General features: G+C 68.7%; 23 protein-coding genes, 1 tRNA gene and 1 pseudogene. 8 read left to right on the top strand and 17 right to left on the bottom strand.

The features are described from left to right. Window positions 1-114: 114 nt before the first annotated feature. The gene (locus JOE67_RS13030; RefSeq protein WP_204975969.1) at window positions 115-669 is read left to right on the top strand and encodes a hypothetical protein; all 555 of its coding nucleotides are present in this window, start codon (window positions 115-117) and stop codon (window positions 667-669) included. 263 nt (window positions 670-932) lie between these two features. Further along, a complete protein-coding gene (locus JOE67_RS13025) occupies window positions 933-1,508 on the top strand; it encodes a PKD domain-containing protein (protein ID WP_204975968.1) in 576 nt (191 codons plus the stop codon). A 184-nt stretch (window positions 1,509-1,692) separates the two neighbouring features. Here JOE67_RS13025 and JOE67_RS13020 read toward each other — a convergent pair whose 3' ends face one another. The 3 genes from JOE67_RS13020 to JOE67_RS13010 all read right to left on the bottom strand — a co-directional run bounded on the left by JOE67_RS13020 (window position 1,693) and on the right by JOE67_RS13010 (window position 5,117). Beyond that, window positions 1,693-3,048 (bottom strand): PhoH family protein, encoded by a 1,356-nt coding sequence (locus tag JOE67_RS13020; protein WP_338041605.1) that lies wholly within the window; start codon window positions 3,046-3,048, stop codon window positions 1,693-1,695. A gap of 159 nt (window positions 3,049-3,207) precedes the next feature. After that, window positions 3,208-4,338 carry an aminotransferase class V-fold PLP-dependent enzyme gene (locus JOE67_RS13015; protein ID WP_204975967.1) on the bottom strand — a complete coding sequence of 377 codons (1,131 nt, stop codon included), beginning with the start codon at window positions 4,336-4,338 and terminating at the stop codon, window positions 3,208-3,210. After that, the gene (locus tag JOE67_RS13010; protein ID WP_204975966.1) at window positions 4,335-5,117 is read right to left on the bottom strand and encodes an isoprenyl transferase; all 783 of its coding nucleotides are present in this window, start codon (window positions 5,115-5,117) and stop codon (window positions 4,335-4,337) included. The genes JOE67_RS13015 and JOE67_RS13010 overlap by 4 nt, the downstream gene beginning before the upstream one ends. 138 nt (window positions 5,118-5,255) lie before the next feature. On the opposite strand from JOE67_RS13010, the gene trhA reads away from it, so the two are divergent. Both trhA and JOE67_RS13000 read left to right on the top strand, forming a co-directional pair. Then, window positions 5,256-5,939, top strand: coding sequence for a PAQR family membrane homeostasis protein TrhA (gene trhA, locus JOE67_RS13005; protein ID WP_204977040.1), 684 nt, complete (start codon window positions 5,256-5,258; stop codon window positions 5,937-5,939). Window positions 5,940-6,022: 83 nt separating this feature from the next. Further along, complete coding sequence (locus JOE67_RS13000; protein WP_204975965.1) at window positions 6,023-6,496, top strand: S-ribosylhomocysteine lyase; 474 nt, start codon at window positions 6,023-6,025, stop codon at window positions 6,494-6,496. A 12-nt stretch (window positions 6,497-6,508) separates the two neighbouring features. Here the strand turns inward: JOE67_RS13000 and JOE67_RS12995 are convergent, their stop codons facing one another. Further along, the gene (locus tag JOE67_RS12995) at window positions 6,509-6,754 is read right to left on the bottom strand and encodes a hypothetical protein (RefSeq protein WP_204975964.1); all 246 of its coding nucleotides are present in this window, start codon (window positions 6,752-6,754) and stop codon (window positions 6,509-6,511) included. 71 nt (window positions 6,755-6,825) lie between these two features. On the opposite strand from JOE67_RS12995, the gene JOE67_RS12990 reads away from it, so the two are divergent. Both JOE67_RS12990 and greA read left to right on the top strand, forming a co-directional pair. After that, on the top strand, window positions 6,826-7,212 hold the full coding sequence (locus JOE67_RS12990) for a DUF4307 domain-containing protein (protein ID WP_204975963.1): 387 nt from the start codon (window positions 6,826-6,828) through the stop codon (window positions 7,210-7,212). Window positions 7,213-7,330: 118 nt separating this feature from the next. Continuing rightward, window positions 7,331-7,819, top strand: a complete 489-nt coding sequence (gene greA, locus JOE67_RS12985) for a transcription elongation factor GreA (protein WP_182252596.1) — start codon at window positions 7,331-7,333, stop codon at window positions 7,817-7,819. Window positions 7,820-7,908: 89 nt separating this feature from the next. Here the strand turns inward: greA and ilvA are convergent, their stop codons facing one another. Together ilvA and JOE67_RS12975 are read right to left on the bottom strand one after the other, a co-directional pair. Then, entirely contained in the window at window positions 7,909-9,156 is a 1,248-nt protein-coding gene (gene ilvA / locus JOE67_RS12980; protein WP_204975962.1) for a threonine ammonia-lyase, read from the bottom strand. Then, entirely contained in the window at window positions 9,153-10,352 is a 1,200-nt protein-coding gene (locus JOE67_RS12975) for an AI-2E family transporter (RefSeq protein ID WP_204975961.1), read from the bottom strand. Before JOE67_RS12975 ends, ilvA begins: the two co-directional genes overlap by 4 nt. Before the next feature lie 72 nt (window positions 10,353-10,424). Here JOE67_RS12975 and JOE67_RS12970 point away from each other — a divergent pair, with 72 nt between their 5' ends. Continuing rightward, entirely contained in the window at window positions 10,425-11,699 is a 1,275-nt protein-coding gene (locus tag JOE67_RS12970) for a winged helix-turn-helix domain-containing protein (RefSeq protein WP_239528660.1), read from the top strand. A gap of 117 nt (window positions 11,700-11,816) precedes the next feature. Here JOE67_RS12970 and JOE67_RS12965 read toward each other — a convergent pair whose 3' ends face one another. The 3 genes from JOE67_RS12965 to JOE67_RS12955 all read right to left on the bottom strand — a co-directional run bounded on the left by JOE67_RS12965 (window position 11,817) and on the right by JOE67_RS12955 (window position 15,005). Further along, window positions 11,817-12,383, bottom strand: coding sequence for a LemA family protein (locus JOE67_RS12965; protein WP_204975960.1), 567 nt, complete (start codon window positions 12,381-12,383; stop codon window positions 11,817-11,819). A 73-nt stretch (window positions 12,384-12,456) separates the two neighbouring features. Then, the gene (locus JOE67_RS12960) at window positions 12,457-13,770 is read right to left on the bottom strand and encodes a D-arabinono-1,4-lactone oxidase (protein ID WP_204975959.1); all 1,314 of its coding nucleotides are present in this window, start codon (window positions 13,768-13,770) and stop codon (window positions 12,457-12,459) included. Further along, window positions 13,767-15,005 (bottom strand): alanine racemase, encoded by a 1,239-nt coding sequence (locus JOE67_RS12955; protein WP_204975958.1) that lies wholly within the window; start codon window positions 15,003-15,005, stop codon window positions 13,767-13,769. The genes JOE67_RS12960 and JOE67_RS12955 overlap by 4 nt, the downstream gene beginning before the upstream one ends. Window positions 15,006-15,058: 53 nt before the next feature. On the opposite strand from JOE67_RS12955, the gene JOE67_RS12950 reads away from it, so the two are divergent. After that, a tRNA-Leu gene (locus JOE67_RS12950) sits at window positions 15,059-15,131 on the top strand. A gap of 229 nt (window positions 15,132-15,360) precedes the next feature. Here the strand turns inward: JOE67_RS12950 and JOE67_RS12945 are convergent. The 8 genes and pseudogenes from JOE67_RS12945 to JOE67_RS12910 form a co-directional block, all read right to left on the bottom strand. Further along, a complete protein-coding gene (locus tag JOE67_RS12945; protein ID WP_204975957.1) occupies window positions 15,361-16,911 on the bottom strand; it encodes an FAD-dependent oxidoreductase in 1,551 nt (516 codons plus the stop codon). A 20-nt stretch (window positions 16,912-16,931) separates the two neighbouring features. After that, entirely contained in the window at window positions 16,932-18,302 is a 1,371-nt protein-coding gene (locus tag JOE67_RS12940) for a S8 family peptidase (RefSeq protein ID WP_239528141.1), read from the bottom strand. Window positions 18,303-18,327: 25 nt separating this feature from the next. Beyond that, window positions 18,328-18,831: pseudogene (locus JOE67_RS12935) on the bottom strand (DUF501 domain-containing protein); the annotation flags it as partial. A gap of 41 nt (window positions 18,832-18,872) precedes the next feature. Further along, window positions 18,873-19,403, bottom strand: a complete 531-nt coding sequence (locus JOE67_RS12930; RefSeq protein ID WP_204975955.1) for an FtsB family cell division protein — start codon at window positions 19,401-19,403, stop codon at window positions 18,873-18,875. Window positions 19,404-19,447: 44 nt separating this feature from the next. Beyond that, the gene (gene eno, locus JOE67_RS12925; RefSeq protein WP_204975954.1) at window positions 19,448-20,728 is read right to left on the bottom strand and encodes a phosphopyruvate hydratase; all 1,281 of its coding nucleotides are present in this window, start codon (window positions 20,726-20,728) and stop codon (window positions 19,448-19,450) included. Between the two features lie 97 nt (window positions 20,729-20,825). Beyond that, window positions 20,826-21,488, bottom strand: a complete 663-nt coding sequence (locus JOE67_RS12920; RefSeq protein WP_204975953.1) for an O-methyltransferase — start codon at window positions 21,486-21,488, stop codon at window positions 20,826-20,828. 155 nt (window positions 21,489-21,643) lie between these two features. Further along, the gene (locus JOE67_RS12915) at window positions 21,644-22,681 is read right to left on the bottom strand and encodes a DUF1648 domain-containing protein (RefSeq protein ID WP_204975952.1); all 1,038 of its coding nucleotides are present in this window, start codon (window positions 22,679-22,681) and stop codon (window positions 21,644-21,646) included. Next, complete coding sequence (locus JOE67_RS12910) at window positions 22,678-23,028, bottom strand: GntR family transcriptional regulator (RefSeq protein WP_182252582.1); 351 nt, start codon at window positions 23,026-23,028, stop codon at window positions 22,678-22,680. Before JOE67_RS12910 ends, JOE67_RS12915 begins: the two co-directional genes overlap by 4 nt. Between the last annotated feature and the right edge of the window lie 123 nt (window positions 23,029-23,151).

The following is a 23,151-nucleotide window of genomic DNA, read 5'->3' as shown; positions in this document are numbered from 1 at the left end:
TAGGGCGGGGATTTCTGCGTGCAGGCGGCTGTCGCGTCGCCGAGCGCACCGTCAGTCGTCGAGTACTGTGGATAACTCCAGAGGCGGTTCCGCGATCCGGGCTAGCGTGGTGCCGTGAAAACGACGATCACGCTTCTGCGCACAGGTTCGGCCTTCGCCGCCGCCGGCTTGCTGGTCGGGATGCTGTCCGCCTGTGCCCCGGAGTCGGAGCCGACACCGAAGCCGACGACGTCCGCAGCTTTCGCCACGGATGAAGAGGCGTTTGCCGCGGCGGAGGCAACGTATCAGGCGTACACGGACGCTATGAACAAGGTCGACCTTGCGGATCCCGCGACGTTCGAATCCCTTTATGCGTACTCGACCGGAGGCTTCGAGACTGCTGACAGGGAGACATTTTCGCAGCTTCACGCCGAAGGGCTCCGCATGAGTGGTCAAGTTGTGCTGGTCAAGTTTCGCGGGAAGGACTTCGACGCCAAGACTGCACGTGTTGAGGCTGACGTATGCATCGACGTCAGCCGATCCGATGTAGTTGACTCAAGCGGCAACTCGAGGGTCGCCCCAGATCGATCAGACATGAACCCCCTGCACGTCGACTTCGAGGCGCAAGGCGACGCGATGCTGATCTCACGCGCGGAGCGAGACGAGAACATCAAATGCGACGCGGCATAGGGAGATTCGCCCTGCTCGTCTTTGCGTCCTTTTCACTGGTCGCCGCGTCCGGCGCGATGGGCGAGCGAGGAGACGGCGGGATCGGCGGAGGCGATGTGCTGCTGGGCAACCACGGGGACAGCGTGAGCGCGACTACGAGCAAGAGCACAGGAGGGCAATCGTCGAAGGGCGGCGACGACCCGAACAGCGTTGGCTCTGATGCTGGCGGGAGCAACCGGCCGGTTGTAAGTCCTAACGACGAACCCTCACCGTTCGAGAACTGCTTGGTCGACTGGGATTCGTACCGGGGATGCTGGCAGAACAGCGTTCCCGGCGAAGAGGCAGAGCCCAAGAAGGGCGAGGATTCGCCAGGCCTGCCGCCGATCACGATCACGGATCTCGCGACCTTCTCACCCGCCGAGGGCACGATCGTGGGTGAACCCGACAGCCTCGGGGTGGTGGGTCTTCCGGCGAACTTCGTCACCGAGGCCTCACCGCATGTGCGCTCCGGCGACCTGTTCGGCTTCCCTGTCGAGGTGCGTTTCACTCCGGTGTCGTACACGTTCCACTACGGCGACGGCGAGTCCACGACCAGCTCCTCGCCCGGGGCGAGCTGGAAGAGCCTCGGGCAGGCGCAGTTCACGCCCACAGGCACGAGTCACACCTACTCCGAGCGGGGAACCTACGATGCTCGTGTAGACATCGCGTACACCGCCGAGATCGACCTCGGAGTCGGATGGTTCCCCATCGAGGGACAACTCGACATCCCTGGACCGACGCAGCAGATCCGCATCTTCGAGGCGCACACCGCCCTTGTCGCCCGCACCTGCGCGGAGCAGCCCTCCGCTCCGGGCTGCTGACACCGAGAGGGTCCACGAAGCGCGCGTCCCCGCGGGCACCGTCGCTCAGCCGAGGCCACGGGCTTCCCGCGCCCGTGACACCTCTGTCCTACCTCGGCGGCGCGCACCAGGGCCGCCGCCCAGATGGCGGACGATTCTCACGAAACGTCCTGCACTGAGAGCGCCGGCCCCGGAACGCCGCAGATCAGCTCAGCTCCCCGCGCTCCAGCAGTTCCGTCACCAGAGCCGCGATGGCCGAGCGCTCCGAGCGCTGCAGAGTCACGTGTCCGAACAGGTCATGGCCCTTGAGCGTCTCGATGACGCTGGCGATGCCGTCGTACCGGCCGACACGCAGATTGTCACGCTGCCCGACATCATGCGTCAGCACGACCCGCGAGTTCTGGCCGATACGGCTGAGCACGGTGAGCAGCACGTTGCGCTCCAGAGACTGCGCCTCGTCGACGATCACGAACGCGTCATGCAGCGAACGCCCGCGGATGTGCGTGAGCGGCAGCACCTCCAGCATCCCTCGCGCGACGACCTCCTCCAGGACGTTGCCCGACACAACGGAGCCAAGCGTGTCGAACACCGCCTGACCCCACGGGCCCATCTTCTCGCCCTGGTCACCCGGCAGGTAGCCGAGCTCCTGCCCGCCGACCGCGAACAGCGGACGGAAGACGATGATCTTCTTCTGCTGCTGCCGTTCGAGCACCGACTCCAGACCCGCGCACAGCGCCAGCGCCGATTTGCCGGTTCCGGCTCGCCCACCGAGCGAGACGATCCCCACCTCCGGATCCAGCAGCAGGTCGATCGCGATACGCTGCTCGGCCGAGCGGCCGTGCATTCCGAAGACCTCACGATCGCCGCGCACCAGCCGGAACTCCCCGTCGGCCACGACGCGACCGAGTGCCGAACCCCGCTCGGAGTGGATGATCAGTCCCGTGTTCACCGGCACGCCCCGCACCTCGTCGCTGAGGCCGACTTCACTCTCGTAGAGATCGCTCATCTCGTCGCCCGAGAGGTCGAGCGTCGCGATGCCCGTCCACCCGGAATCCACCGCCTGCTCCGCCAGGTACTCCTCCGCGGCCAGTCCCAGAGATGCCGCCTTGACCCGCATCGGCAGGTCCTTCGACACGATGGTGACGTTCTGGCCGTCGTTCGCGAGCTGGGCCGCGGTCGCGAGGATGCGGCTGTCGTTGTCGCCGAGCCGGATGCCAGCGGGCAGAAGCGACAGATCGGCGCCGGCGAGCTCGACGCGCAGCGTCCCGCCGTCGCCCACCTCGATGGGGAAGTCCAGCCGGCCGTGCTCGACACGCAGCTCGTCGAGGTGACGCAGCGCGCGCCGCGCGAAGTACCCCAGCTCGGGGTCGTGACGCTTGCCCTCCAGCTCGCTGATCACCACCACCGGAAGCACGATCGAGTGCTCCGCGAAACGGAACAGGGCCTGCGGGTCGCTCAGCAGCACCGATGTGTCGAGCACATATGTGCGAAGAGCCGTGTCATCGTGTGACACGGCTCCGACTGCTGATGTGGACTGCTGCTGTGCTGTACGTGTGGTCACGATCCACTCCCACCCGGGACGCATTCCCGGCTCTGCAGCGAGTCGACCAGGGGCCACGAGTCGCGAACCTTGAGGCCGACCCGACCGGACACGGTGTCCGATGCCATGAACGTACGTCCGCACTCGCCCACGCGTGCGGCGACACGCAGGACGGATCTCTTAAGAAGCGGTGAACGAGGAGCGACCGTATGCCGCGAGCGCGCGCTCGAACAGCTCGAGCGTCTCCGCGCTCGTACCGGCGTGGGCAGCCAGCCGGACGGCACCGCCTCGCACCGTCACCACCAGTCCGGCATCAGCGAGCACGCGGCCGAGGGCCTCGGCATCATGGGGCACCAGGGAGACGATGCCCGCCCGCCTCCGGGGATCGACCGGCGTCTCGATGCGGATGCCGTGGCGGGCCGCCACGTCGATGAGAACCTCGACATTCGAGCGGACACGCGCCTCGACCGCGGCGACACCGACGCGCTGCAGCTCTTCGAGCGCTGCCGCGAGCCGCGCCGATGCGAGGTGATCGGGGACGCTGGTGGTGTACGCCCGCGCCCCGTCAGCGGGTGGAGGCACGTCCCCGCGGAACGGACCGTCGGCTGCGACGCCGGTGATGCCGCTCAGCACGGGCCCGATGCGCTCACGCGCCGTGTCGGAGAACCGCGCGAAACCGGTGCCTCGACCGGCGCGCAACCACTTGTATCCGTGTCCGACCACGACGTCGGCGACCGACCAGTCCTCGTCGACGACGCCGAAGGACTGCACGGCATCGACGATCAGCATCCGGTTCCCACCGATCAGCTCCCGCAAGGCCCCGAGGTCTGCCCGGTACCCGGTGCGATAGTCGACATGGCTGACGGCGACTGCGGTCACCGACTCGGTGAGCGCGTCGGAGACGGCATCCGGAGTCACCCATCCGCCGATCGGGTCGATCCACCGGGGCGAGAGCCGACCATCCGACTGATCTGCTGCCCGCTGCAGCGGGAGGGTGATGCTCGGGAAGTCTGCGGCGGCCGCGATCACCGTTCCGGTGAGTCCGTACAGGGCGTGCTGCAGGGCATCCGTCGAACTCGGGCGAAGCACCACCTCGTCGGATCGGGAGCCGAGCAGGTGAGCGAGCGAGGCGACGGCAGCGGCGCTGCGCAGATGGGCTCGGCCGTGATCAGCGGTCGAGAACGAGGCCAGCGCATCCGATGCGTCGCCGAGCGACGCGCGCACCGCCGGCGAGAGCGGGCCGAACGCGGCCCAGTTCAGGTACCCGGTCTCGCCCGCGAACGAGGCGACGTAGTCACGGACCGCGTTCATCGCCCGAAGCGACGGTCGCGGTCGGCGAAGTCTCGAATCGCCCGCAGGAAGTCGACCTCGCGCAGATCGGGTCCGAGCGCCTCGACGAAATAGAACTCGCTGTGCGCGCTCTGCCAGAGCAGGAAGTCGCTCAGTCGCTGCTCTCCGCTCGTGCGGATCACCAGGTCGGGGTCGGGCTGGCCGCCGGTGTAGAGGTGCTCGCCGATCATCTCGGGGGTGAGCTGCTCGGCGAGGTCCTCGAGCGTGCCTCCCGACGCGTTGTGCTTGCCGATGATGCTGCGCACCGCGTCGACGATCTCGTTCCGGCCGCCGTAGCCGACCGCGAGGTTCACATGGAGTCCGGTGTGCCCGCTCGTGCGCGTCTGCGCCTCCGCGAGAACCCGCGAGAGCTCCGTCGGCAGGATGTCGGATCGGCCCACGTGCTGCACACGCCACTCGCCGTGCTCGGCGAGAGAGTCAGCGAGCTCGGCGATGATCTCGATGAGGTCGCCGATCTCCTTGGAGTCGCGCTTGAGCAGGTTGTCGGCCGACAGCAGGTACAGCGAGACGACACCGATGCCGAGGTCGTCGCACCATCCGAGGAACTCGCGCATCTTCGCGGCTCCGGCCCGATGGCCAGCCGCTGCGCTGTCGAAGCCGAGCTGCCGGGCCCATCGCCTGTTGCCGTCGATCATCATCGCGACGTGGTGGGGAGCCTTCGCCGGGTCGATGCGCCGTCGAAGGCGATTCCCGTAGAGCCAGTAGAGGGGCCCCCGCCCCGAGCTCTCGCGTGCAGTCACGTGCCTACGCTACCCTCATGAGCCGCGAGGCCGCCGCAGCACTCAGGTCATGTACCGCCAGCGGCATGCGCCGAAACGTAGAGTGAGCGAGTGAGCAACCGAGCCTCTGACGACGCAGATGTCCCCCAGCTCCCCCTGATGGACGCCGCGGCCGTCGATGCCGCGGTCGAGGTCAAGCCGACGTGGCGCGGCTGGATCCACGCCGGCACCTTCCCGGTCGCGATCGTCGCAGGAATCGTGCTCATCGCGCTCGCCCAGGGCGGTCCGGCGAAGATCGCGGCAGCAGTCTTCATGACCACGTCGCTGCTGCTCTTCGGCAACTCGGCGCTCTACCACCGCTTCGATTGGGGCCCGAAGACCAAGGTGCTGCTCAAGCGCATCGATCACGCGAACATCCTGCTTCTCATCGCCGGCACGTACACGCCGCTGGCCGTGCTCGCGCTGCCCCCTCAGAAGGGCCTGGTGCTGCTCATCGTCGTCTGGAGCGGCACCGTGCTGGGCATCCTCTTCCGCGTGTTCTGGATCAACGCGCCGCGGTGGCTCTACGTCGCCCTGTATCTCGCCCTCGGCTGGGCAGCAGTGATGTACATGGCCGACCTGCTGCAGGCCAACGTCGCCATGATGGTGCTCGTCTGCGTGGGCGGTCTGCTGTACACGGCCGGGGCGATCGTCTACGCGATGAAGAAGCCCAACCCGTGGCCGGGCCACTTCGGCTTCCATGAGATCTTCCATGTCTGCACCGTGCTCGCGTTCCTCTGCCATTGGACGGCCTGCCTGCTCATCTCCCTCGAGCCCCTCTCCCCCTCACTCGGGGTGCGCTGACGCGTCGCGCGAGGTAACGCGAGAACCCCGCCGCCCCGAGCCCGGGATACGCTCGAAACGACCATCAGAACCGAGGAGCGAGAATGGCCGAAGTCGAGAGCTTCACCCTGGACCACACCGCCGTCAAGGCGCCCTACGTGCGTCTGATCAGCGTCGAGCGCGGACCGAAGGGGGATGCGATCTCTAACTTCGACGTGCGCTTCGTGCAGCCCAACGAGGGCGAGATCCCCACGGCTGGCCTGCACACCATCGAGCATCTGCTGGCGAGCGTGGTGCGCGACCGCATCGACGGTCTCATCGACATCTCTCCGTTCGGCTGCCGCACCGGATTCCACGCGATCTTCTGGGGCGAGCCGGCCGTCGAGGACGTCGTGGGCGCTGTTCGCGGCGGCCTGCAGTTCATCGCAGAGAACGCCGAGTGGGCCGACGTGCCAGGAGTGTCTGCCGTGGAGTGCGGCAACTACCGCGACCACAGCCTGCACAGCGCCAAGGAGTGGTCGAAGACGATCCTCGATCAGGGCATCAGTCTCGACGCATTCGAGCGCGTCGGCGTCTGAGGTCGGCGGGTCTCAGCGCCTGTCGTCGTCGCGGTCGGTCTGCTCGCGCAGCGCCGCCTCTTCGGCATCCAGCTCCTGCCGCACCTCTTCGCGGTAGCGGACCCGGCGGATGCGGCGGTTCATGTCCCAGATCAGCAGCACGACGGCGACCACGATCAGCACGATCATGGCGAACCCGGCGAATCCGGGAGTCACCGAGTTCGGGTCGACCGTCATCGACGGCGTCGGCATCGGGGTGGTCTCACCGAACAGGATCATGGTCCGCCTTCTCCTCGCAGGTCGAATAACCTGGAAGTCCAGCCTATCCGCCGTCCACACCAGGGAGAGACGTGACCACCGCACGCGAGCTCGATGAGCGATACGGCCGCACGCCGACGCGTCGCCTCCCCTGGATCGTCTTCGGCGCGATCGTCGTGGCCGCCGTCGTGGCGCTCGGCTGGACGATCGTGGCCAAGCAGATGAGCGCGGTGGATGCCGATGACCTCGGCTTCACCGTCGTCGACGCGCACAGCGTCGAACTGCACTTCCAGTTCACCGCTCCCCAGGGCGCCGACGTCGCCTGCGCCGTGGAGGCGCAGGACGAGGAGTTCGGCATCGTCGGCTGGAAGATCGTCGAGATCCCGGGTGGCGAGCATCATACGAAGGGCGTCGCCGTCAGCATCCCGACAGTCGCCGAGGCGACCACGGGTTTGGTCAAGTCCTGCTGGGTCACCTAGAATCATCCGAAAGATGACCGACGCCCCGGCAACGCCGGGGCGTCTTCGCATATCCCTCGGGCCGCAAGACCCGATGTCCCACAAGCCCCTGAAGGGGCCCGCTACGAAGGAGCACGCTGTGTCCACAGACGCTCAGGTACCTTTCCTCACGCAGGAGGCCTACGACCGGCTGGTCGAAGAGCTCGAGCACCTCTCCACCGTCGGTCGTGATGAGATCGCCGCCCGCATCGAAGCGGCGCGCGAAGAAGGCGATCTCAAGGAGAACGGCGGATACCACGCCGCGAAGGACGAGCAGGGCAAGCAGGAGGCGCGCATCCGCACGCTGCAGCAGCTGCTCAAGACCGCCAAGGTCGGCGAGGCGCCCACCAGCCGCGGCATCGTCGAACCCGGGACCGTCGTCACCGCGCTCGTCGCCGGTGACGAGGAGGTCTTCCTGCTCGGCAGCCGCGAGATCGCCGCGGGCGGAGACCTCGACGTCTACAGCGAGGCGAGCCCGCTCGGGCAGGCGATCATCGGGCTGAAGGTGGGCGACAAGTCCAGCTACGAGGCCCCCAACGGCCGCTCGATCAGCGTCGAGATCACCGGCGTCGAGACTTACACCGGCTGAGCGGCAGCTTCAGCCGCAGAGACAGCGAACGGCGGGATGCTCCGGATGGGGCATCCCGCCGTTCTTCGTCTCAGCGGTCTCGGGCTGTCTCAATCCGGCACGATGACCGGCTCGAAACCGGCCTGCCGCAGGGTGTCGAGCGCCAGTTCGGTGTGCTCCGGGCCGCGGGTCTCGATCGAGAGCTGCAGGATCATGTCGCTGATCTGCAGTCCGTGCCCGTGGCGGGTGTGCAGCACCTCCATGACGTTGGCCCCGGCCTGCGCGAGCAGGTCCGACACCTTGGCGAGCTGACCGGGGCGGTCGGGAAGCGGGATGCGCACCGTCGCATACCGACCGGATGCTGCGAGACCGTGCGCCACGACCCGCTGCAGCAGCATGGGATCGATGTTGCCGCCGGAGAGGATCGGCACGGTGACGCCCGTGCCATGCACCTTCCCCGCGAGGATGGCGGCGACGCCGACGGCGCCTGCCGGCTCGACCACGACCTTCGCGTGCTCGAGCAGCACGAGCAGCGCACGGGCGATGTCGTCTTCGGAGACGGTGACCACCTCGTCGACGAGCTCGCGGATGATCTCGAACGGCACGTCACCCGGCCTCGCGACGAGGATGCCGTCGGCGATCGTGGGATGCGTCTGGATCTCGACCGGGCTTCCGGCGGCGAGCGACGGCGGCATGGCTGCGGCGTTCTCGGCCTGCACGCCGATCACTCGCACCGTGCGACCGGCTGCGGCTGCCGCCGCCTTCACCGCGGCGGCGACACCGGCGATGAGACCGCCGCCTCCGATGCCCATGATCACCGTGTCGACGTCCGGGACGTCCTCGATGACCTCGAGGCCGAGCGTTCCCTGACCGACGACGATGTCGCGGTGGTCGAAGGGGTGGATCAGAACAGCGCCCGTTCGCTCGGCGAACTCGGCTGCGAGGCGCAGTGACGTCGCCACCGTCTCACCCTCGAGCACGACCTCAGCTCCGTAGCCTCGTGTGGCGAGCAGCTTTGGCACGGGCACACCGAGCGGCATGAAGATCGTCGCGGGAATGCCGAGCATCTGCGCCGCCAGGGCGACTCCCTGGGCGTGGTTGCCGGCGGACGCGGCCACCACTCCCCTGGCCCGCTCCTCAGCGGTCAGCCGGGAGAGCCGGTAGGTCGCACCTCGGACCTTGAACGACCCGGTGCGCTGCAGGTTCTCCATCTTCAGCATCACCGTCGACCCGAGACTGTCGCTGAGCGCGCGAGAGAGCTCGGTCGGGGTGCGCGAGATCACTCCGGAGAGGCTGTCGGCTGCGGCGGTGAACTCAGCCAGGCTGGGAACTGCGGCAAGGCTCGGGACTGCGGTCATCGATTCCTCCTCTGCCGCTCACGCGGCACTGTGCTCCAGATGAGATCTTCGGCTGCGGGCTCACGCCCGGTGCGCCATGCGCCCGAGCCGATGGTCACGGCTGCGACGTTGACGAACGCGGCGAGCGGCACCGCGAAGAGTGCGCCGGGGATGCCCGCGATCATGGCTCCTCCTGCGACGACGAGCACCACGGCGAGCGGGTGCACCTTCACTGCCGAGCCCATCAGGATCGGCTGAAGGATGTGCCCCTCGAGCTGCTGCACCAGCAGCACGACCCCCAGCATGGCGAGCGCGATGAGCGGGCCGTTGTAGACGAGGGCGAGGAACACCGCGAGGGCGCCCGTCACCACGGCTCCGACGATCGGCACGAACGAGCCGAGGAACACGAGCACGGCGACAGGTATGGGCATCGGGACGCCAAGAAGCGCGGCGCCGAGGCCGATGCCGATGGCGTCGATCCCGGCCACGAACATCTGCGTCCGGGCGTAGTCGACGACGGTGGCCCAGCCGTTGCGCGCGGCCGCGTCGGCCGCGGGCCGCGCCGTGCGCGGGAAGAGCTTGAGGGTCCACCTCCAGATGCCGGCGCCGTCGGCGAGCAGGCAGATGAGGATGAACAGCGCGAGAAGCGCTCCGGTGAGGATGTGCGCCGCGGTGCCTGTCACCGCCAGCGCTCCGTTGAGCAGCAGATCGGCCTGCTCGTTCAGCAGACCGATGCCCTGCTGGATGTAGCCGTCGATCTGCTTCTCGGTGAGGTGCATCGGGCCCTCGAGCAGGAAGGTGCGCAGCTGGGCGATGGCATCCGCCGTCTTCGCCTGCACGTCCGGCAGCTGCTCGCGCACCTGCCAGACGACGAGCCAGAGCAGACCGGTGACGACGCCGAGCGTGCCCAGCACGGTCAGCGCGATCGCCAGCCAGCGAGGGAACCGCGCGCGCAGCATGAGCTGGAACGCCGGCCACAGCAGTGCGGTGATGAGGATCGCGACCATGAGCGGGATGACCAGCAGCTTGAGCAGCATGACCAGCCAGATGAACAGCGCGACCATGCCCGCGATCACGAGCAGTCGCCAGGAGTAGGCGGCCGTGACGCGCAGTGGCGCGGGCACGGCTTCGTCGGCCGCGGTGGTCACTGTGCGGTCGAGGACGGGCGGATACTGGCGGAACGGATTGCGGAACCTCGGTCTGGGGTCGTCGCTCATTGTGCAATTCTACGTTCGCGCCGAATGCCCGCTGCGCTGCGTGTCCGCGGCTGCCGATACGCTGACGCGGTGATGTCCCGCCCCGTGAACACCCTCGGTTCGAACACCTTGAGCGCCGCCGAAGCCCGTCGTATGACGCTGGCGGCCCAGGGCTTCTCCCGACGCCGACCGGATGCTGTGGCGCCCCGCCATCTGCATCGGGCGATGGATCACCTCGGGGTCCTGCAGATCGACTCGGTGAACGTGTTCGCCCGCTCGCATTACATGCCGATGTTCTCACGGCTGGGCGCGTACGACCCGGCCGTGCTGGACCGCACCTTCCTCTCGCGCACCACTCACTATGTCGAGTACCTGGCCCACGAGGCCACGTTCATGCCGATCGCCGACTGGGCACTGTGGGGCTTTCGGATGCGCGACTGGCAGGAGCGTGCGTCGCGCCCCGACGCCTGGATGCACGCGCACCGTCGCACGCTCGACTGGGTTCGCGATGAACTGCGCACCCGCGGCCCGCTGCGTCCGGCCGACCTGCGCGACGACGCCCCACGCGAGCGCGGCTCATGGTGGGACTGGGACGAGTCGAAGATCGCGCTGGAGCACCTGTGGCGCTGCGGCGAGGTCGCCATCGCCGGCCGCGTGGGTTTCGAGCGCCGCTACGGGCTCGCAGAGCAGATCATCCCCGCACCGGTGCGCCATAGCGTGATCCCGCGTGACGAGGCTGAACGTGAGCTGGTGCGTCGCGCGGCGCGCTCGTACGGTGTCGCGACGATCGCCGATCTCAACGACTACTATCGCCTGCGCGACCAGGCGGCTGTGCGTGCGGCGGTGTCGGATCTGGTCGACGCCGGTGAGCTGGAGCCCGTCGTCGTGCGCGGCTGGGAGCGTGGCGGCAGACCGATCGCGGCCTGGCGGCATCGTGAGGCCGTGCTGCCGCGGCGCATCGACCGCGCCGCGCTGCTGACTCCCTTCGATCCCGTCGTATGGTTCCGCGACCGCGCGCTGCGCGTCTTCGACTTCGACTACCGGATCGAGATCTACGTGCCCGCCGACAAGAGACGCTACGGGTACTACTCACTGCCGCTGCTGGTCGGTGACCGTGTCGTGGGGCGTGCCGATCTGAAGGCCGACCGCGCCGCCTCGACGCTGCGTGTGCAGTCGGCCTGGTGGGAGGCGCACGCCCGCCCCGAGGCCGATGCAGAGCGGATCGCGGAGGAGCTCGTGCGTGCGGCTCTCTGGCAGGGCCTCGAGCGGATCAGCGTGTCGGGGTGGGGAGATGCGGCGGATGCCCTCGCGCACGCTCTGCACGGCGCCGACACCGCTGTCGGGCGGCACGTGCACCCGAGGGAATGACTGACGCCCCGTCCGTGGACGGGGCGTCACTGCTTCCCGCGTGGCGATTCCCGCACTCGCTCGACCCTTGACACGCAAGAGGCTCAACGCGACTTCGTCGCATCGAGCCTCTTCGTGTCAGAACTGCACGCGCGGCGGTTCGGAGATAGCGCCGTCATCGCTGACCTCGAAGAACTCACGTTCCGTGAAGCCGAGGCCGCGGGCGAACAGGTTGTTGGGGAATACCTTGATCTTGGTGTTCAGCTCCCGCACCCCGCCGTTGTAGAAGCGACGCGCGGCCTGGATCTTGTCTTCCGTGTCGACCAGCGAGTGCTGCAGCTGCAGGTAGTTCTGGCTGGCCTGCAGCTGCGGGTACGCCTCGGCTACCGCGAACAGGCTCCGAAGCGCCTGCTGCAAGTGCCCCTCGGCGACGCCCGCTTCGGCCGGCCCGGTGGCAGCCAGAGTCTCGGCTCGGGCGCGGGTGACCCCCTCGAAGACCTCCTTCTCATGCGCGGCATACCCGCGCACGGTCTCGATGAGGTTGGGGATGAGGTCCGCTCGACGCTTGAGCTGGACGGTTATGCCGCTCCACGCTTCATCGACGCGCACGTTCAGCTGCACCAGCGAGTTGTACGTCGACCACAGATAGATGCCGACGAGCAGCAGCACTCCCACGACGATCAGTACCGGCCACAGCCATTCCATGCAGACCCCCCTCTTGAATCGACATCCATCCTATGCGCGGATCACTGCGCGTCGGCTGGATGACTGGCCAGGCTCAGACCCCGAGGATCCGCTCGAGATGACGGTTTCCGAACAGGCGGTCAGGATCGAGGCGATCACGCAGCGCGACGAAGTCGTCGAACCGCGGGTACAGCTCGCGCAGCTGCGCCGCTGTCAGCCCGTGGAGCTTGCCCCAGTGCGGCCTGCCATCGTGGGCGAGCATGATCTGCTCGACCGCGTCGAAGTACTCGCGAGGGTCGACGCGCCAGTAGCGATGCACAGCGATGTACGCGGTGTCGCGCCCGAAGGCTGTCGAAAGCCACAGATCGTCGGCCGCCGCGAAGCGCACTTCCACGGGGAACTCTATGCGCCACCCTCTCCGGGCGATCAGCTGGCGCACCTCGTCGAACGCGGAGACGACGTTCTCAGCCGGCAGGGCGTACTCCATCTCGCGGAACCGCACGTCACGGTGATGGATGAGCACGCGATGGGACTGATCGGCGTACTCGGCGTCGCCCGTCAGACGCACGGCGAGCTGGTTGAACGGAGGGATGACGGCCGGCACGACTCTGCTGACGCCGCAGAAAGCACCGAAGACCCCGTTGGTGAGCAGGCTCTCGTCGAGCCAGCGCCTCAACGGCGGGATGGGACGGCGACGGGTGGATTCGGGCATCCGGGTCTGCGTCTTTGTCAGCGCGACGTCGGTGTGCGGATGCCAGTAGAACTCGAAATGGTCGGCATCCGCCACGCGCTCGGTCAGCGAACCGAGCGTGCCGTCGAGCGGAACGGGGGCGTCGACCGCCTGCAAGACGAACGCCGGAACGCACTGCAGGGTCACGTCGACCACGATGCCCAGCGCGCCGAGACCGACGACGGCACCGGCCAGCAGCTCGGTGTTGTGCTGCTGGTCGATGCGCAAGAACTCTCCGTCGGCCGTGATCAGGGTGAGACCGCGTACCTGAGTGGCGATCCCGCCGAAGCGGGCGCCGGTGCCGTGCGTGCCCGTCGAGATGGCGCCGCTGATCGACTGCCTGTCTATGTCGCCGAGGTTCTGCATCGCGAGCCCGTAGGGCTTCAACAGCGCAGGGATGCGGTGCAGCCGCGTGCCTGCGAGCAGGGTGACCATCCCGGTCTCAGTGTCGGCTGAGACGAGCCCCTGCAGGTCGTCGAGCTCGAGCAGCACTCCTGGAGCCGCGGCGATGCCGGTGAAGCTGTGTCCGGCGCCGACGGCCTTGATCGTGAGGCCCTGGGCCGACGCCGCCTTGACAGCGCGCTGTACGCCTTCCGGCGAGCGCGGGCGCTCCACTCGCACCGGACGTACGGCCGCCGTACGACCCCAGTTCTGCCAGGTTCCGCCCGGACGAGTCATAGGAACGCCTTTCCCTCTCCTCGGTACGTGGGCAGCTCGGCGACGACGACGCCCTCCGACACCAGATGGTAGCGATCGACCCGTTCCGCTGGCTCGCCGCTCTTCGCGTGCCGGAACCAGACCCGGTCGCCGATCTTCAGATCGCGTGCGGCGGCACCGCTCAGCGGCGTCTGCACTTCTCCTGCGGCCTCGCGGGCGAGCGTGCGGAGCCCGGAGGGCCAGACAGGGAGCGGCTGGCGGGATGCTGCAGCGGGGCCGGACGCGATCCACCCGCCGCCCAGGACGGTGGCGATCTCGTCGGTGGGCTTGCGGACGACGTCGAAGGCGAAAGCCGTGGCGGGTGCGGGCCGAAATGAGCGGTATCCGTCGAAGAGGTGACCGGCGAGCAGTCCGCTGCCTGCGGTGGCCTCGGTGAGCGACTCGTCGCTGCCGGTGAACTCCAGCGAGCCCGTCCCTCCCCCGTTGAGGAACTCGAGCGGCGCCACCTGCGTCACCGCGTCGGCGATCTCGGCACGACGCTGGCGAAGTTCGTCGCGGGAACGCGCCTGCACCATGCGGATGACGGGGGCGTCGGCTCCCGCAGCATCCCCCTGGCCGGCGATCTGCGCCTCGTACATCTGCAGGCCGACCAGACGGAAACCGGGGCGTCGGACGACGCGGCGGGCGAACGCCGCCACGTCGGCGGCGGAGTGCAGGGGCGAACGCCGCACGCCGATATGTCCCAGAGACGCAGAGCGCAGCGACGCGTCGACATCGATCGCGACCCGCACCTCGGGGCGCGTCGCGGGGGCCGCGACCGAGTCGATCAGGTCGAGGTGGGCGAGGTCGTCGATCATCAGGGTGATGCGCGACGCCGCTCGGTCATCAGCAAGCAGTGCGCGCAGCGCTGCACGGGCGGCGGTCGGATAGCCGAGCACGATGTCGTCGTGCTGTTCGGCGAGCCAGAGTGCTTCGGCGAGTGTGAAGGCGAGGATCCCGCGGTACCCGGGGATCTCGAGCACGGCATCGAGCACCGCCCGCACACGCACTGACTTCGTCGCGACGCGGATCGGGATGCCACCTGCGCGCACCAGCAGGTCCATGGCGTTGTGGCGCAGCGCCTCCCGCTCGATCACCGCAACCGGTGCAGGAAGGTGGGCGGTCGCCTCGGTCAGAGAGGTCCAGTACCGGTCGGGCGAACGCCAGGGTGCATCTGATTCGGATGCCGGGCGCCGGCCTGCAGTGAGATCGAGCACTCCCTTACCCTACGACGCAGGGGTCGCAGCCCGTGGATAGGCTGAGCACGCGGGCCCCCATAGCCCAACGGCAGAGGCAGGCGTCTTAAACACGCTTCAGTCTGGGTTCGAGTCCCAGTGGGGGCACGGAGTGACCGCACTGGGCGCCTGTCGGAGTTCTCGGACCATCTGATCCCGAAGCGGCGTGCCACTCAGAGACACGCCGGATCTCAGCTACTCGGTCCGCTGCGGCCGACGCGCAGCGGCGCGTGGGCCGGACCGGCCCGCACCCCCGACGAGTTCCACGGCTGAGAGCCGGATGCAGAAAGGGTCCGCCCGAGTTCACACTCGGACGGACCCTTTTCGCTGACTCAGATCAGGCCTCGACCTCAACGCTCTCGGCCTTTGCCGGCGCCTTCTTGGCGGGGGCCTTCTTGGCCGCCGGCTTGACGGGAGCCTTCTTGGCAGCCGGCTTCGCGGCGTCGACCTTCGCGGCCGGCTTCACGGCATCCGGCTTCGCGGGCTTGCCCGCGTCCGACTTCGCGGCGTCCTTCTGAGCGGCCGGTGCAGCTGTCTCGGTGACCGCCGGACGCGGACGCGCGGCGAACTCCTCGAACGCGGCACGCGGGTGCTGCACAGCGGCCAGGTTCGCGAAGTCACGGCCGAGCCACAGGTTGTGCCACCAGCCCCACAGCACGCGCCACTTGCGCTCCCAGGTCGGCATCGCGAGACCGTGGTAGCCGCGGTGCGCGACCCAGGCGATGAAGCCCTTGAGCGCGATCTTGCCCGACTGGAAGACGCCGTTGTAGAGACCGAGTCCGGCCACAGCGCCCAGGTTCTTGTGGAAGTAGTCCTTGGTGCCCTCGCCACGCAGCACGGCCACGAGGTTCTTCGCGAGCAGCTTCGCCTGACGCACCGCGTGCTGCGCGTTCGGCACGCACGTGCCGTCGGGCAGTCCGCCGGTCTTGTCGGGCACAGCGGCGACATCACCCGCGGCCCAGGCGCCCTCGATGGGGTTGCCGTCGGCGTCGATGACGCGCAGGTCGGCCTGCGCCGCGATGCGTCCGCGGGGCTCGGTGGGCAGGTCGCCGCCACGGACGACGGTCGGGTTCGCCATGACACCCGCGGTCCAGACGATCAGGTCGGACGGGATCACCTCGCCGCTCGACAGCTCGACGTTGCCGTCGACCGCGCTGGTCACCTGCGTGTCGAGGTGGATGAACGCGCCGCGCTTGCCGAGGTCCTTCATGACCCACTTGCTGGTCTCGAGCGAGACCTCGGGCATGATGCGGCCCATCGCCTCGATGAGGTGGAAGTGCGTGTCATCGAACGACAGCTGCGGGTACTTGGAGATCAGCGACGAGGCGAACGAGCGCAGCTCGGCGAAGGCCTCGATGCCCGCGAAGCCACCGCCGACGACCACGACGGTCAGCAGGCGGTCGCGCTCGGGGCCAGCCGGAATCGCAGCGGCCTTGTCGAAGTTCGACAGCAGGCGGTCGCGAACGGCGACGGCCTCTTCGATGGTCTTGAGCCCGATCGCGTTGTCGGCGATGCCGGGGATCGGGAACGTGCGCGACACGGCGCCGGCGGTCACGACGATCTGGTCGTACGCGAACTCGTACGGCTCGCCGATCGGGGGCGTGATCGTGGCGACCTTGTTGGCGTGGTCGATGCCCGTCACCTTCGCCGTGATCACGTTCGTGCTCTTGAGGTGGCGGCGGTGGGTGACCACCGCGTGGCGCGGCTCGATCGATCCGGCCGCGACCTCGGGCAGGAACGGCTGATAGGTCATGTACGGCAGCGGATCCACCATCGTCACCTCGGCCTCACCCTTGCGAAGGTGCTTCTCGAGCTTCCATGCGGTGTAGAAACCTGCGTAGCCTCCACCGACAATCAGAATGCGGGGTGCAGTGCTGTTCTGAGGCACAGGGGGACAACTCCTCGTCGTCAGGGGTTGGGAGTGCGTCGACCGCGCTCCAATCGGATGCGCCGGGCAGCTGCGGTGACGCCAAGCGCTATCAGGATACCAGGCACGGTGAGGGCCAAGAGCGGCAGGGTACCGTACCGCAGCGACTCGGGAGTGGGCAGCAGGGGGGATCCGCGCTCGGCGGGCTGCTCGACGGCGGGCAGTGGCGGGACGGCGACCGGTGTCGACGTGGGCTGCGGCTGCGACGGCTCAGGCGCGTCGGCGCGCCGGTAGACGCGGATCCACTCCTTCAGGTCGCCCATCGGGTTGCTGCTCACCGTGGGAAGGGATGCGGTGACCGCCGCCTCCGCGTCGAGCAGTCCGAAGCCGTAGAGCGGATCAGGAGTGCGGGTCATGTCGGGCACCTTCACCGCCGTCCTGATCAGGCGGTTGATGACGTTGGCCGCGTCGAGGTCGGGGTGCGCCGCGCGCACCAGGGCTGCGACGCCGGCGACGATGGGAGCTGCGCCGCTCGTGCCGTCCCATGAGCGCAGGGTGCCGTCGGCCGACATCCCCAGCAGCGACTCGCTCGGCGCGGAGATGCCGATCGTGATGCCCTGGGTGGATGCTCCGGTGCTGGCGACGCCGGTCTGGTCGACGCCGCCGACGGTGAGCACGCCCGGGATCGTGGCGGGAGCACCGATCATGGCCGTGCCGCTGCCCCGGTTTCCTGCCGCGACGATGACCACGACGTCGTGCTCCTGAGCGTAGAGGAACGCCTCGTCCCAGCTCTCGTCCCAGTCGAGGGTGTTGGTCGTGAACGAGAGGTTGATGACGTCGGCGCCGTTGTCGACCGCCCACTTCATGGCCTTGACGACCTGGTCGGCGAACGGCACGGTCGACGCCGATCCGGGGAAGCCGAGCGAGATCGACAGCAGCTCGGCCTCGGGGGCGACGCCGATCATGCCGGTGCCGTCGGGGTTGCCGCGGCCCGCCGCGAGCGATGCGACCCAGGACCCGTGGTTCGGATCACGGACGCCGACCGGCGTGCGGCCGTCGGGGCTGCCGACGCCTGACACGTCGGTGCCGCCTGCGACCGCACCGTCGAAGATGACCGGCGGCTTGCCGATGCCCGTGTCGATGATGGCGATCTTGACCCCCTTGCCGCGGGTGACGCTCCACGCCTGGCGGATCTTCGCGCCGTCGAGCCAGTACTCGCGTGCCCGCTCCGGATCATTGGGGTCGTCGGGGATCGGCGGAGGAGTGGGCGAGGGCGTCGCGGTCTGGGTCGCCGTGTAGGGCGCCGTCGCCGGTGACGCGGGCGCCGCGCCGGCCGAGGAGGCGGCGAGCATCACGGATGCCGTCACCGCCGCGGCCGCGGCGATGCCTCGCAGCACCCGGTAAGCGGTCATTCCGCGCTGTCTCCCCGCGCGGCTCCGGGTCGACGCACGCGCAGCGCTCGGGCGACCAGCTGGAGCGCTGCAGTGCGGCATCCCCCATCGGATTCACACCCGGGCCTGCGGCGAGAGCGTGGCCGGCGAGCGCATGCAGGCACTTGACGCGGGTGGGCATGCCGCCCGCGGAGATGCCGTCGATCTCGGGCACCTCGCCGTACTGGGCACGATCGGCGAGGTACGCCTCGTGGGCGCGGTGGTAGGCGGCTGCGATGTCTGCGTCGTCCTCCAGCATCCCGGCCAGCTCCGGCATCACCTGCGTCGCCTCGAGAGTCGACATGGCGGCGGTCGCCGCCGGATGCGTCAGGTAGTAGAACGTCGGGAAGGGCGTCCCGTCGTCGAGACGGGGCGCCGTGGCGACCACGGTCGGGTTGCCGCAGACACAGCGCGCGGCGATGCCGATGACACCGCGGGCGGCTCGTCCGAGCTGGCTCGAGACCACGTCGATCTCAGCGGCGGTCGGCGTCGGGAAGGGAGGTGTCGTCACCTCTCCAGGGTACGGGAGCGTCGCTGTGTGCGACCCTATCCCTAGCGGTTCGGCGCCTCGACAGCGGTCTTCGAGAGCCCCGCGGAGGTGAGACCGCGCAGCAGCTGCGGCATCCAGTCGGCCGGGCGCTCCTCGAGCTCGTCGCTGACCTGCTGCTGCTCGGGGGGAAGATCGGCGGGGTCGAGATCATCGTCGACGAGATACACGACCTCACCGGGCTTGATGTAGTACAGGCGCTCCCGCGCCTGGGTGGTGATGTACGCCGGGTCGTCCCATCGCTCGCGTTCGCGCTCGAGCTCGGCGATCTGGCTCTGGGTCACCTGCACCGAGTGCTCGAGGGCCGCGATCTTCTGCTTCTGTCCGAGGTAGGTGCCGATCGTCGGCACCAGCACCCAGGTGCCGAGCACGACGAGCGAGAGCATGATGACCGCGAAGCCGGACAGCCGGATGCCGCTCGCCCACTCGCGCACATCGACCGAGCGACCCGAGCCGGCGCGGCGCGCGGTGGTGCGACTGCGTTCCTGCGGCGCGGGCCGGGACGACGAAGGAGGGGGAACCGGTCGTCTGGCCATGCTCCCCCTCCTTCGTTCGTTCAGATCAGCGCGTGCGCTCCGGCTCAGGCCTGGAAGCGCGGGAAGGCGGATGCGCCCGCGAACACGGCGGCGTCACCCAGCTCCTCTTCGATGCGCAGAAGCTGATTGTACTTCGCGACGCGCTCGCTGCGAGCGGGCGCACCGGTCTTGATCTGACCCGCGTTGGTCGCGACGGCGAGGTCGGCGATCGTCGTGTCCTCGGTCTCACCCGAACGGTGCGACAGCATCGCCGTGTAGCCCGAGCGCTGCGCGAGGCTGACCGCGTCGAAGGTCTCGGTCAGCGTGCCGATCTGGTTGACCTTGACCAGCAGCGAGTTCGCGACACCGCGAGCGATGCCGTCGCCGAGACGCTCGGGGTTCGTGACGAACAGGTCGTCGCCCACGAGCTGCACCTTGCTGCCGAGCGCGTCGGTGAGCTGCTTCCAGTTGTCCCAGTCGTCCTCGGCGAGGGCATCCTCGATCGTGACGATCGGGAAGTCCGAGACCAGGCCCTGGTAGTACTCGATCAGCTCGGGGCCGGTCCAGTCCTTGTTGTCGAGGCGGTAGACGCCGTCGCTGAAGAACTCGGTCGCTGCGACGTCGAGGCCGAGTGCGATGTCCTTGCCGGGGGTGAAGCCGGCCTTCTCGATCGCCTTGATGAGGAACTCGAGGCCCTCGCGGTTGCTGGGCAGGTCGGGGGCGAAACCGCCCTCGTCGCCGAGGCCGGTCGCGTAACCCGCCGCCTTCAGCTCGCTGCGCAGCACGTGGTAGGTCTCGACGCCCCAGCGCAGCGACTCGGAGTAGGTGTCGGCGCCGATCGGCGCGAGGAAGAACTCCTGCATGTCGATGCCGTTGTCGGCGTGCTCGCCGCCGTTGATGACGTTGAACAGCGGCACGGGGAGCAGGTGCGCGTTGGGGCCGCCCAGGTAGCGGAACAGGGGCAGGTCGGCCGAGTCGGCCGCAGCCTTGGCGACCGCAAGGCTGACGCCGAGGATCGCGTTCGCGCCCACGCGCTTCTTGTTGTCGGTGCCGTCGACCTCGTTGAGGATCTCGTCGACGATGCGCTGCTCGCTCGCCTCGACGCCCTCGATGGCGGGGCCGAGCTCGTCGATGACGGCCTCGACGGCCTTCAGCACGCCCTTCCCGCCGTAGCGGCTCTTGTCGCCGTCACGCAGCTCGTACGCCTCGAAGGCACCGGTGGATGCACCGGAGGGAACGGCGGCGCGCTGCACGACGCCGTCATCGAGGAGCACCTCCACCTCGACGGTCGGGTTTCCGCGCGAGTCGAGAATCTCGCGTGCGCCTACAGCCTCGATCAGTGCCACAGAAGTGCTCCTTCGAAAGGGAGGAAAGGGTGGTGGTGGAGCGACGTCGATCCGCGGTTCAGTCTAGCCGTGACCGCCGTGGCGACTCAGGCGCATGTCAGACGACCAGCGCGAGAGCGACGCCGTCCCACCCCTTGACGCCGACCGTCTGCAGGGCCGTCGCATCGAACCGGGGGTCTTCCCCCAGCATCCGCAGTCCGTCGCGCGTGCCGATGACCTTCGTGTCCTCGGTCGCATCGTTCACGATCTCCCCGTCGCGCCCCACGTTGTCGAGGACGATCACGGTGCCGGGATGCCCGAGCCTGGCGGCCCAGTCGAGGTACAGCGTGTTCGACTCCTTGTCGGCGTCGATGAACACCAGGTCGAATCCGCCCACGAGCGTGGGCAGCACATCCTCTCCGCGTCCGACGCGGATCTCGACCCGGTCGCCGACGCCGGCCGCGTCGATGCTGGCGCGTGCGATGTCGGCGTTGTCCTGCTCCGCCTCGATCGTGACCACGCGCCCGTGCTCGCCGACCGCGCGCGCCATCCAGATCGTCGAGTAGCCGCCGAGCGTGCCGATCTCGAGCACACGCCGCGCGCCGCTCATCCGCACCAGCAGGTTCAGGAGCTTTCCCGCGACTGGCGCGACCTCGATGTCGGGCATCCCCGCCGCCCGCTGCGCGCCGAGTGCGGCCTCCAGCTCCGGGTCATGCCCGACCAGCAGGTCGGACAGGTACTCGTCTGCGGCGCGCCAGTTCTGCGGGGTGGATTCGACCATGACCCAAGCCAACCGGGGCCGCGGGCTGCGGTCAAGGCACCTGCGCGTCGGAGATCTCGGATCGTCCGGCTGCACGGAGGCGTGTCGCGCGACTCAGTCGCACGACACGCCGGCCGGATGCCGAGTGGTCCGAGATCCCCGACGGCGATGCGGTGTCAGCGAGCCGCACCCCTGTGCTCGAGGTGCGCCTGCAGGGTCGCGGCGGCGGTCTCGGCGCCGTCGACGGTCACGACCACCGCGCCCTTGCCTCGGCGTCCGACCTCGATCGCCGGTCCGCTGCGCAGGACGACGCCGGTGCGGCCGTCGAGCGCGACGCGCCAGCCCACGCCGCCGAACTCCGCGAACGGGTGGCATTCGATCGCGCGCACCGAGGTGATCTCCTCGAGCGGCACGTGCAGCCGTGGCGCGCCGAGCTGCGAGCGCACGGTCAGCCCATCTGCGCCCGCGCGCACCCGGAACGATGCCGTCGCCGCGAGGGCGATTCCCACTACGACCAGCACGAGCAGGGGGATCCAGACCTTGTCGGGCGCCTGCAGCAGCATCACCCATGTCACCCCGATCAGCATCACGCCGGCCAGTCCGATCACGAGCACAGCGGGGCGCGCCATGGTCGCCGTGCCCATCCAGACCACCCGCTCACCCGCCGCGATCGACCTCAGGTGGGCGGTCTTCAGCGTCAGCGCCGGCGTGGCCGCGACATCAGGCTGCAGCACCCAGCCCACGGCGGACAGCACGAGCAGCGCGCAGAACGCTCCGATCATGACGGGGAGCACATTCGTCGCCGCCGCGGCGTCTGCGAGGCCACGCTGCATCCACACGGACCCGGCGGCGATCACTGCGCTGAAGCCGGAGAGACCGAGCGCGAGAGCGCCGAGGAAACGCGCCGTCACACCCCACTGCGTGCGCGCCATCGACAGGGTGGCCGTCACAAGAAGCAGCGGCAGGCCGAGTCCGAGAACCGAGGCGAGCCAGAGATATGCGGCCGGCGGGGCGAAGCCGTCGACCCCATCGGCGCCCCAGTGCATGGCTGCAGGGTCGGGCAGTTCGGGCATCCACAGGGCGACGAGGGCGACGGCCGCCGCGGTGAGAACGGCGGGGATGATCAGTCCGACGACGATCAGTGCACGCCGGGCGCGACGCACCTCGGCTGCGGCTTCGGGCTGCGTGGCGGGGTCGAGGGCAGGCGAGGTCATGAACTCATCTCCTTGATCAAAGCGGCGAGGGTGGTGGGGGTAACGCCGAGTTCGGCTCCGCGTCGCACGAGCGCGGCGATCTCTTCGGCGAGGTCGGCTAGGGGCGCCGCTGAGGCCGAGATCACGGCTCCGCGGCCCCGTCTCAGCTCGACGAGCCCCTCGTCTCGCAGTTCCTGATAGGCGCGGAGCGCCGTGTGCACGTTGACCTCGACGGCCTCCGCGAGATCGCGCGCAGCCGGCAGCCGGTCACCCGGCCCGATCCGTCCGGCAAGTACTTCGCCGCGGACTGACGCCGCGATCTGCTCGAACAGCGGGCGAGGGCTGTCCGGGTCGACTCTGATGAGCATCTCTACCTCCAATGACACTTATTCTAATCAAACTAGATCAACTATCGCAACTAGATCAATGGAGTGGTCATCGCCTGCTGACCGCCCGGCCGGTCTGCACCGGGCGACCCTCGACCGCACGGC

This window comes from Microbacterium esteraromaticum, assembly GCF_016907315.1.
GTDB lineage: Bacteria > Actinomycetota > Actinomycetes > Actinomycetales > Microbacteriaceae > Microbacterium > Microbacterium esteraromaticum.
This window is presented reverse-complemented; position numbering and strand designations above follow the sequence as displayed.

Coding starts and splice junctions, on each gene's coding strand:
- JOE67_RS13015 (WP_204975967.1), bottom strand. CDS start 4,338: ATGAACGCGGTCCGTGACTACGTCGCCTCGTTCGCGGGCGAGACCGGG.
- trhA (WP_204977040.1), top strand. CDS start 5,256: ATGGACGCCGCGGCCGTCGATGCCGCGGTCGAGGTCAAGCCGACGTGG.
- JOE67_RS13000 (WP_204975965.1), top strand. CDS start 6,023: ATGGCCGAAGTCGAGAGCTTCACCCTGGACCACACCGCCGTCAAGGCG.
- JOE67_RS12995 (WP_204975964.1), bottom strand. CDS start 6,754: ATGATCCTGTTCGGTGAGACCACCCCGATGCCGACGCCGTCGATGACG.
- ilvA (WP_204975962.1), bottom strand. CDS start 9,156: ATGACCGCAGTCCCGAGCCTTGCCGCAGTTCCCAGCCTGGCTGAGTTC.
- JOE67_RS12975 (WP_204975961.1), bottom strand. CDS start 10,352: ATGAGCGACGACCCCAGACCGAGGTTCCGCAATCCGTTCCGCCAGTAT.
- JOE67_RS12970 (WP_239528660.1), top strand. CDS start 10,425: ATGTCCCGCCCCGTGAACACCCTCGGTTCGAACACCTTGAGCGCCGCC.
- JOE67_RS12965 (WP_204975960.1), bottom strand. CDS start 12,383: ATGGAATGGCTGTGGCCGGTACTGATCGTCGTGGGAGTGCTGCTGCTC.
- JOE67_RS12960 (WP_204975959.1), bottom strand. CDS start 13,770: ATGACTCGTCCGGGCGGAACCTGGCAGAACTGGGGTCGTACGGCGGCC.
- JOE67_RS12940 (WP_239528141.1), bottom strand. CDS start 18,302: ATGACCGCTTACCGGGTGCTGCGAGGCATCGCCGCGGCCGCGGCGGTG.
- JOE67_RS12930 (WP_204975955.1), bottom strand. CDS start 19,403: ATGGCCAGACGACCGGTTCCCCCTCCTTCGTCGTCCCGGCCCGCGCCG.
- JOE67_RS12920 (WP_204975953.1), bottom strand. CDS start 21,488: ATGGTCGAATCCACCCCGCAGAACTGGCGCGCCGCAGACGAGTACCTG.
- JOE67_RS12915 (WP_204975952.1), bottom strand. CDS start 22,681: ATGACCTCGCCTGCCCTCGACCCCGCCACGCAGCCCGAAGCCGCAGCC.
- JOE67_RS12910 (WP_182252582.1), bottom strand. CDS start 23,028: ATGCTCATCAGAGTCGACCCGGACAGCCCTCGCCCGCTGTTCGAGCAG.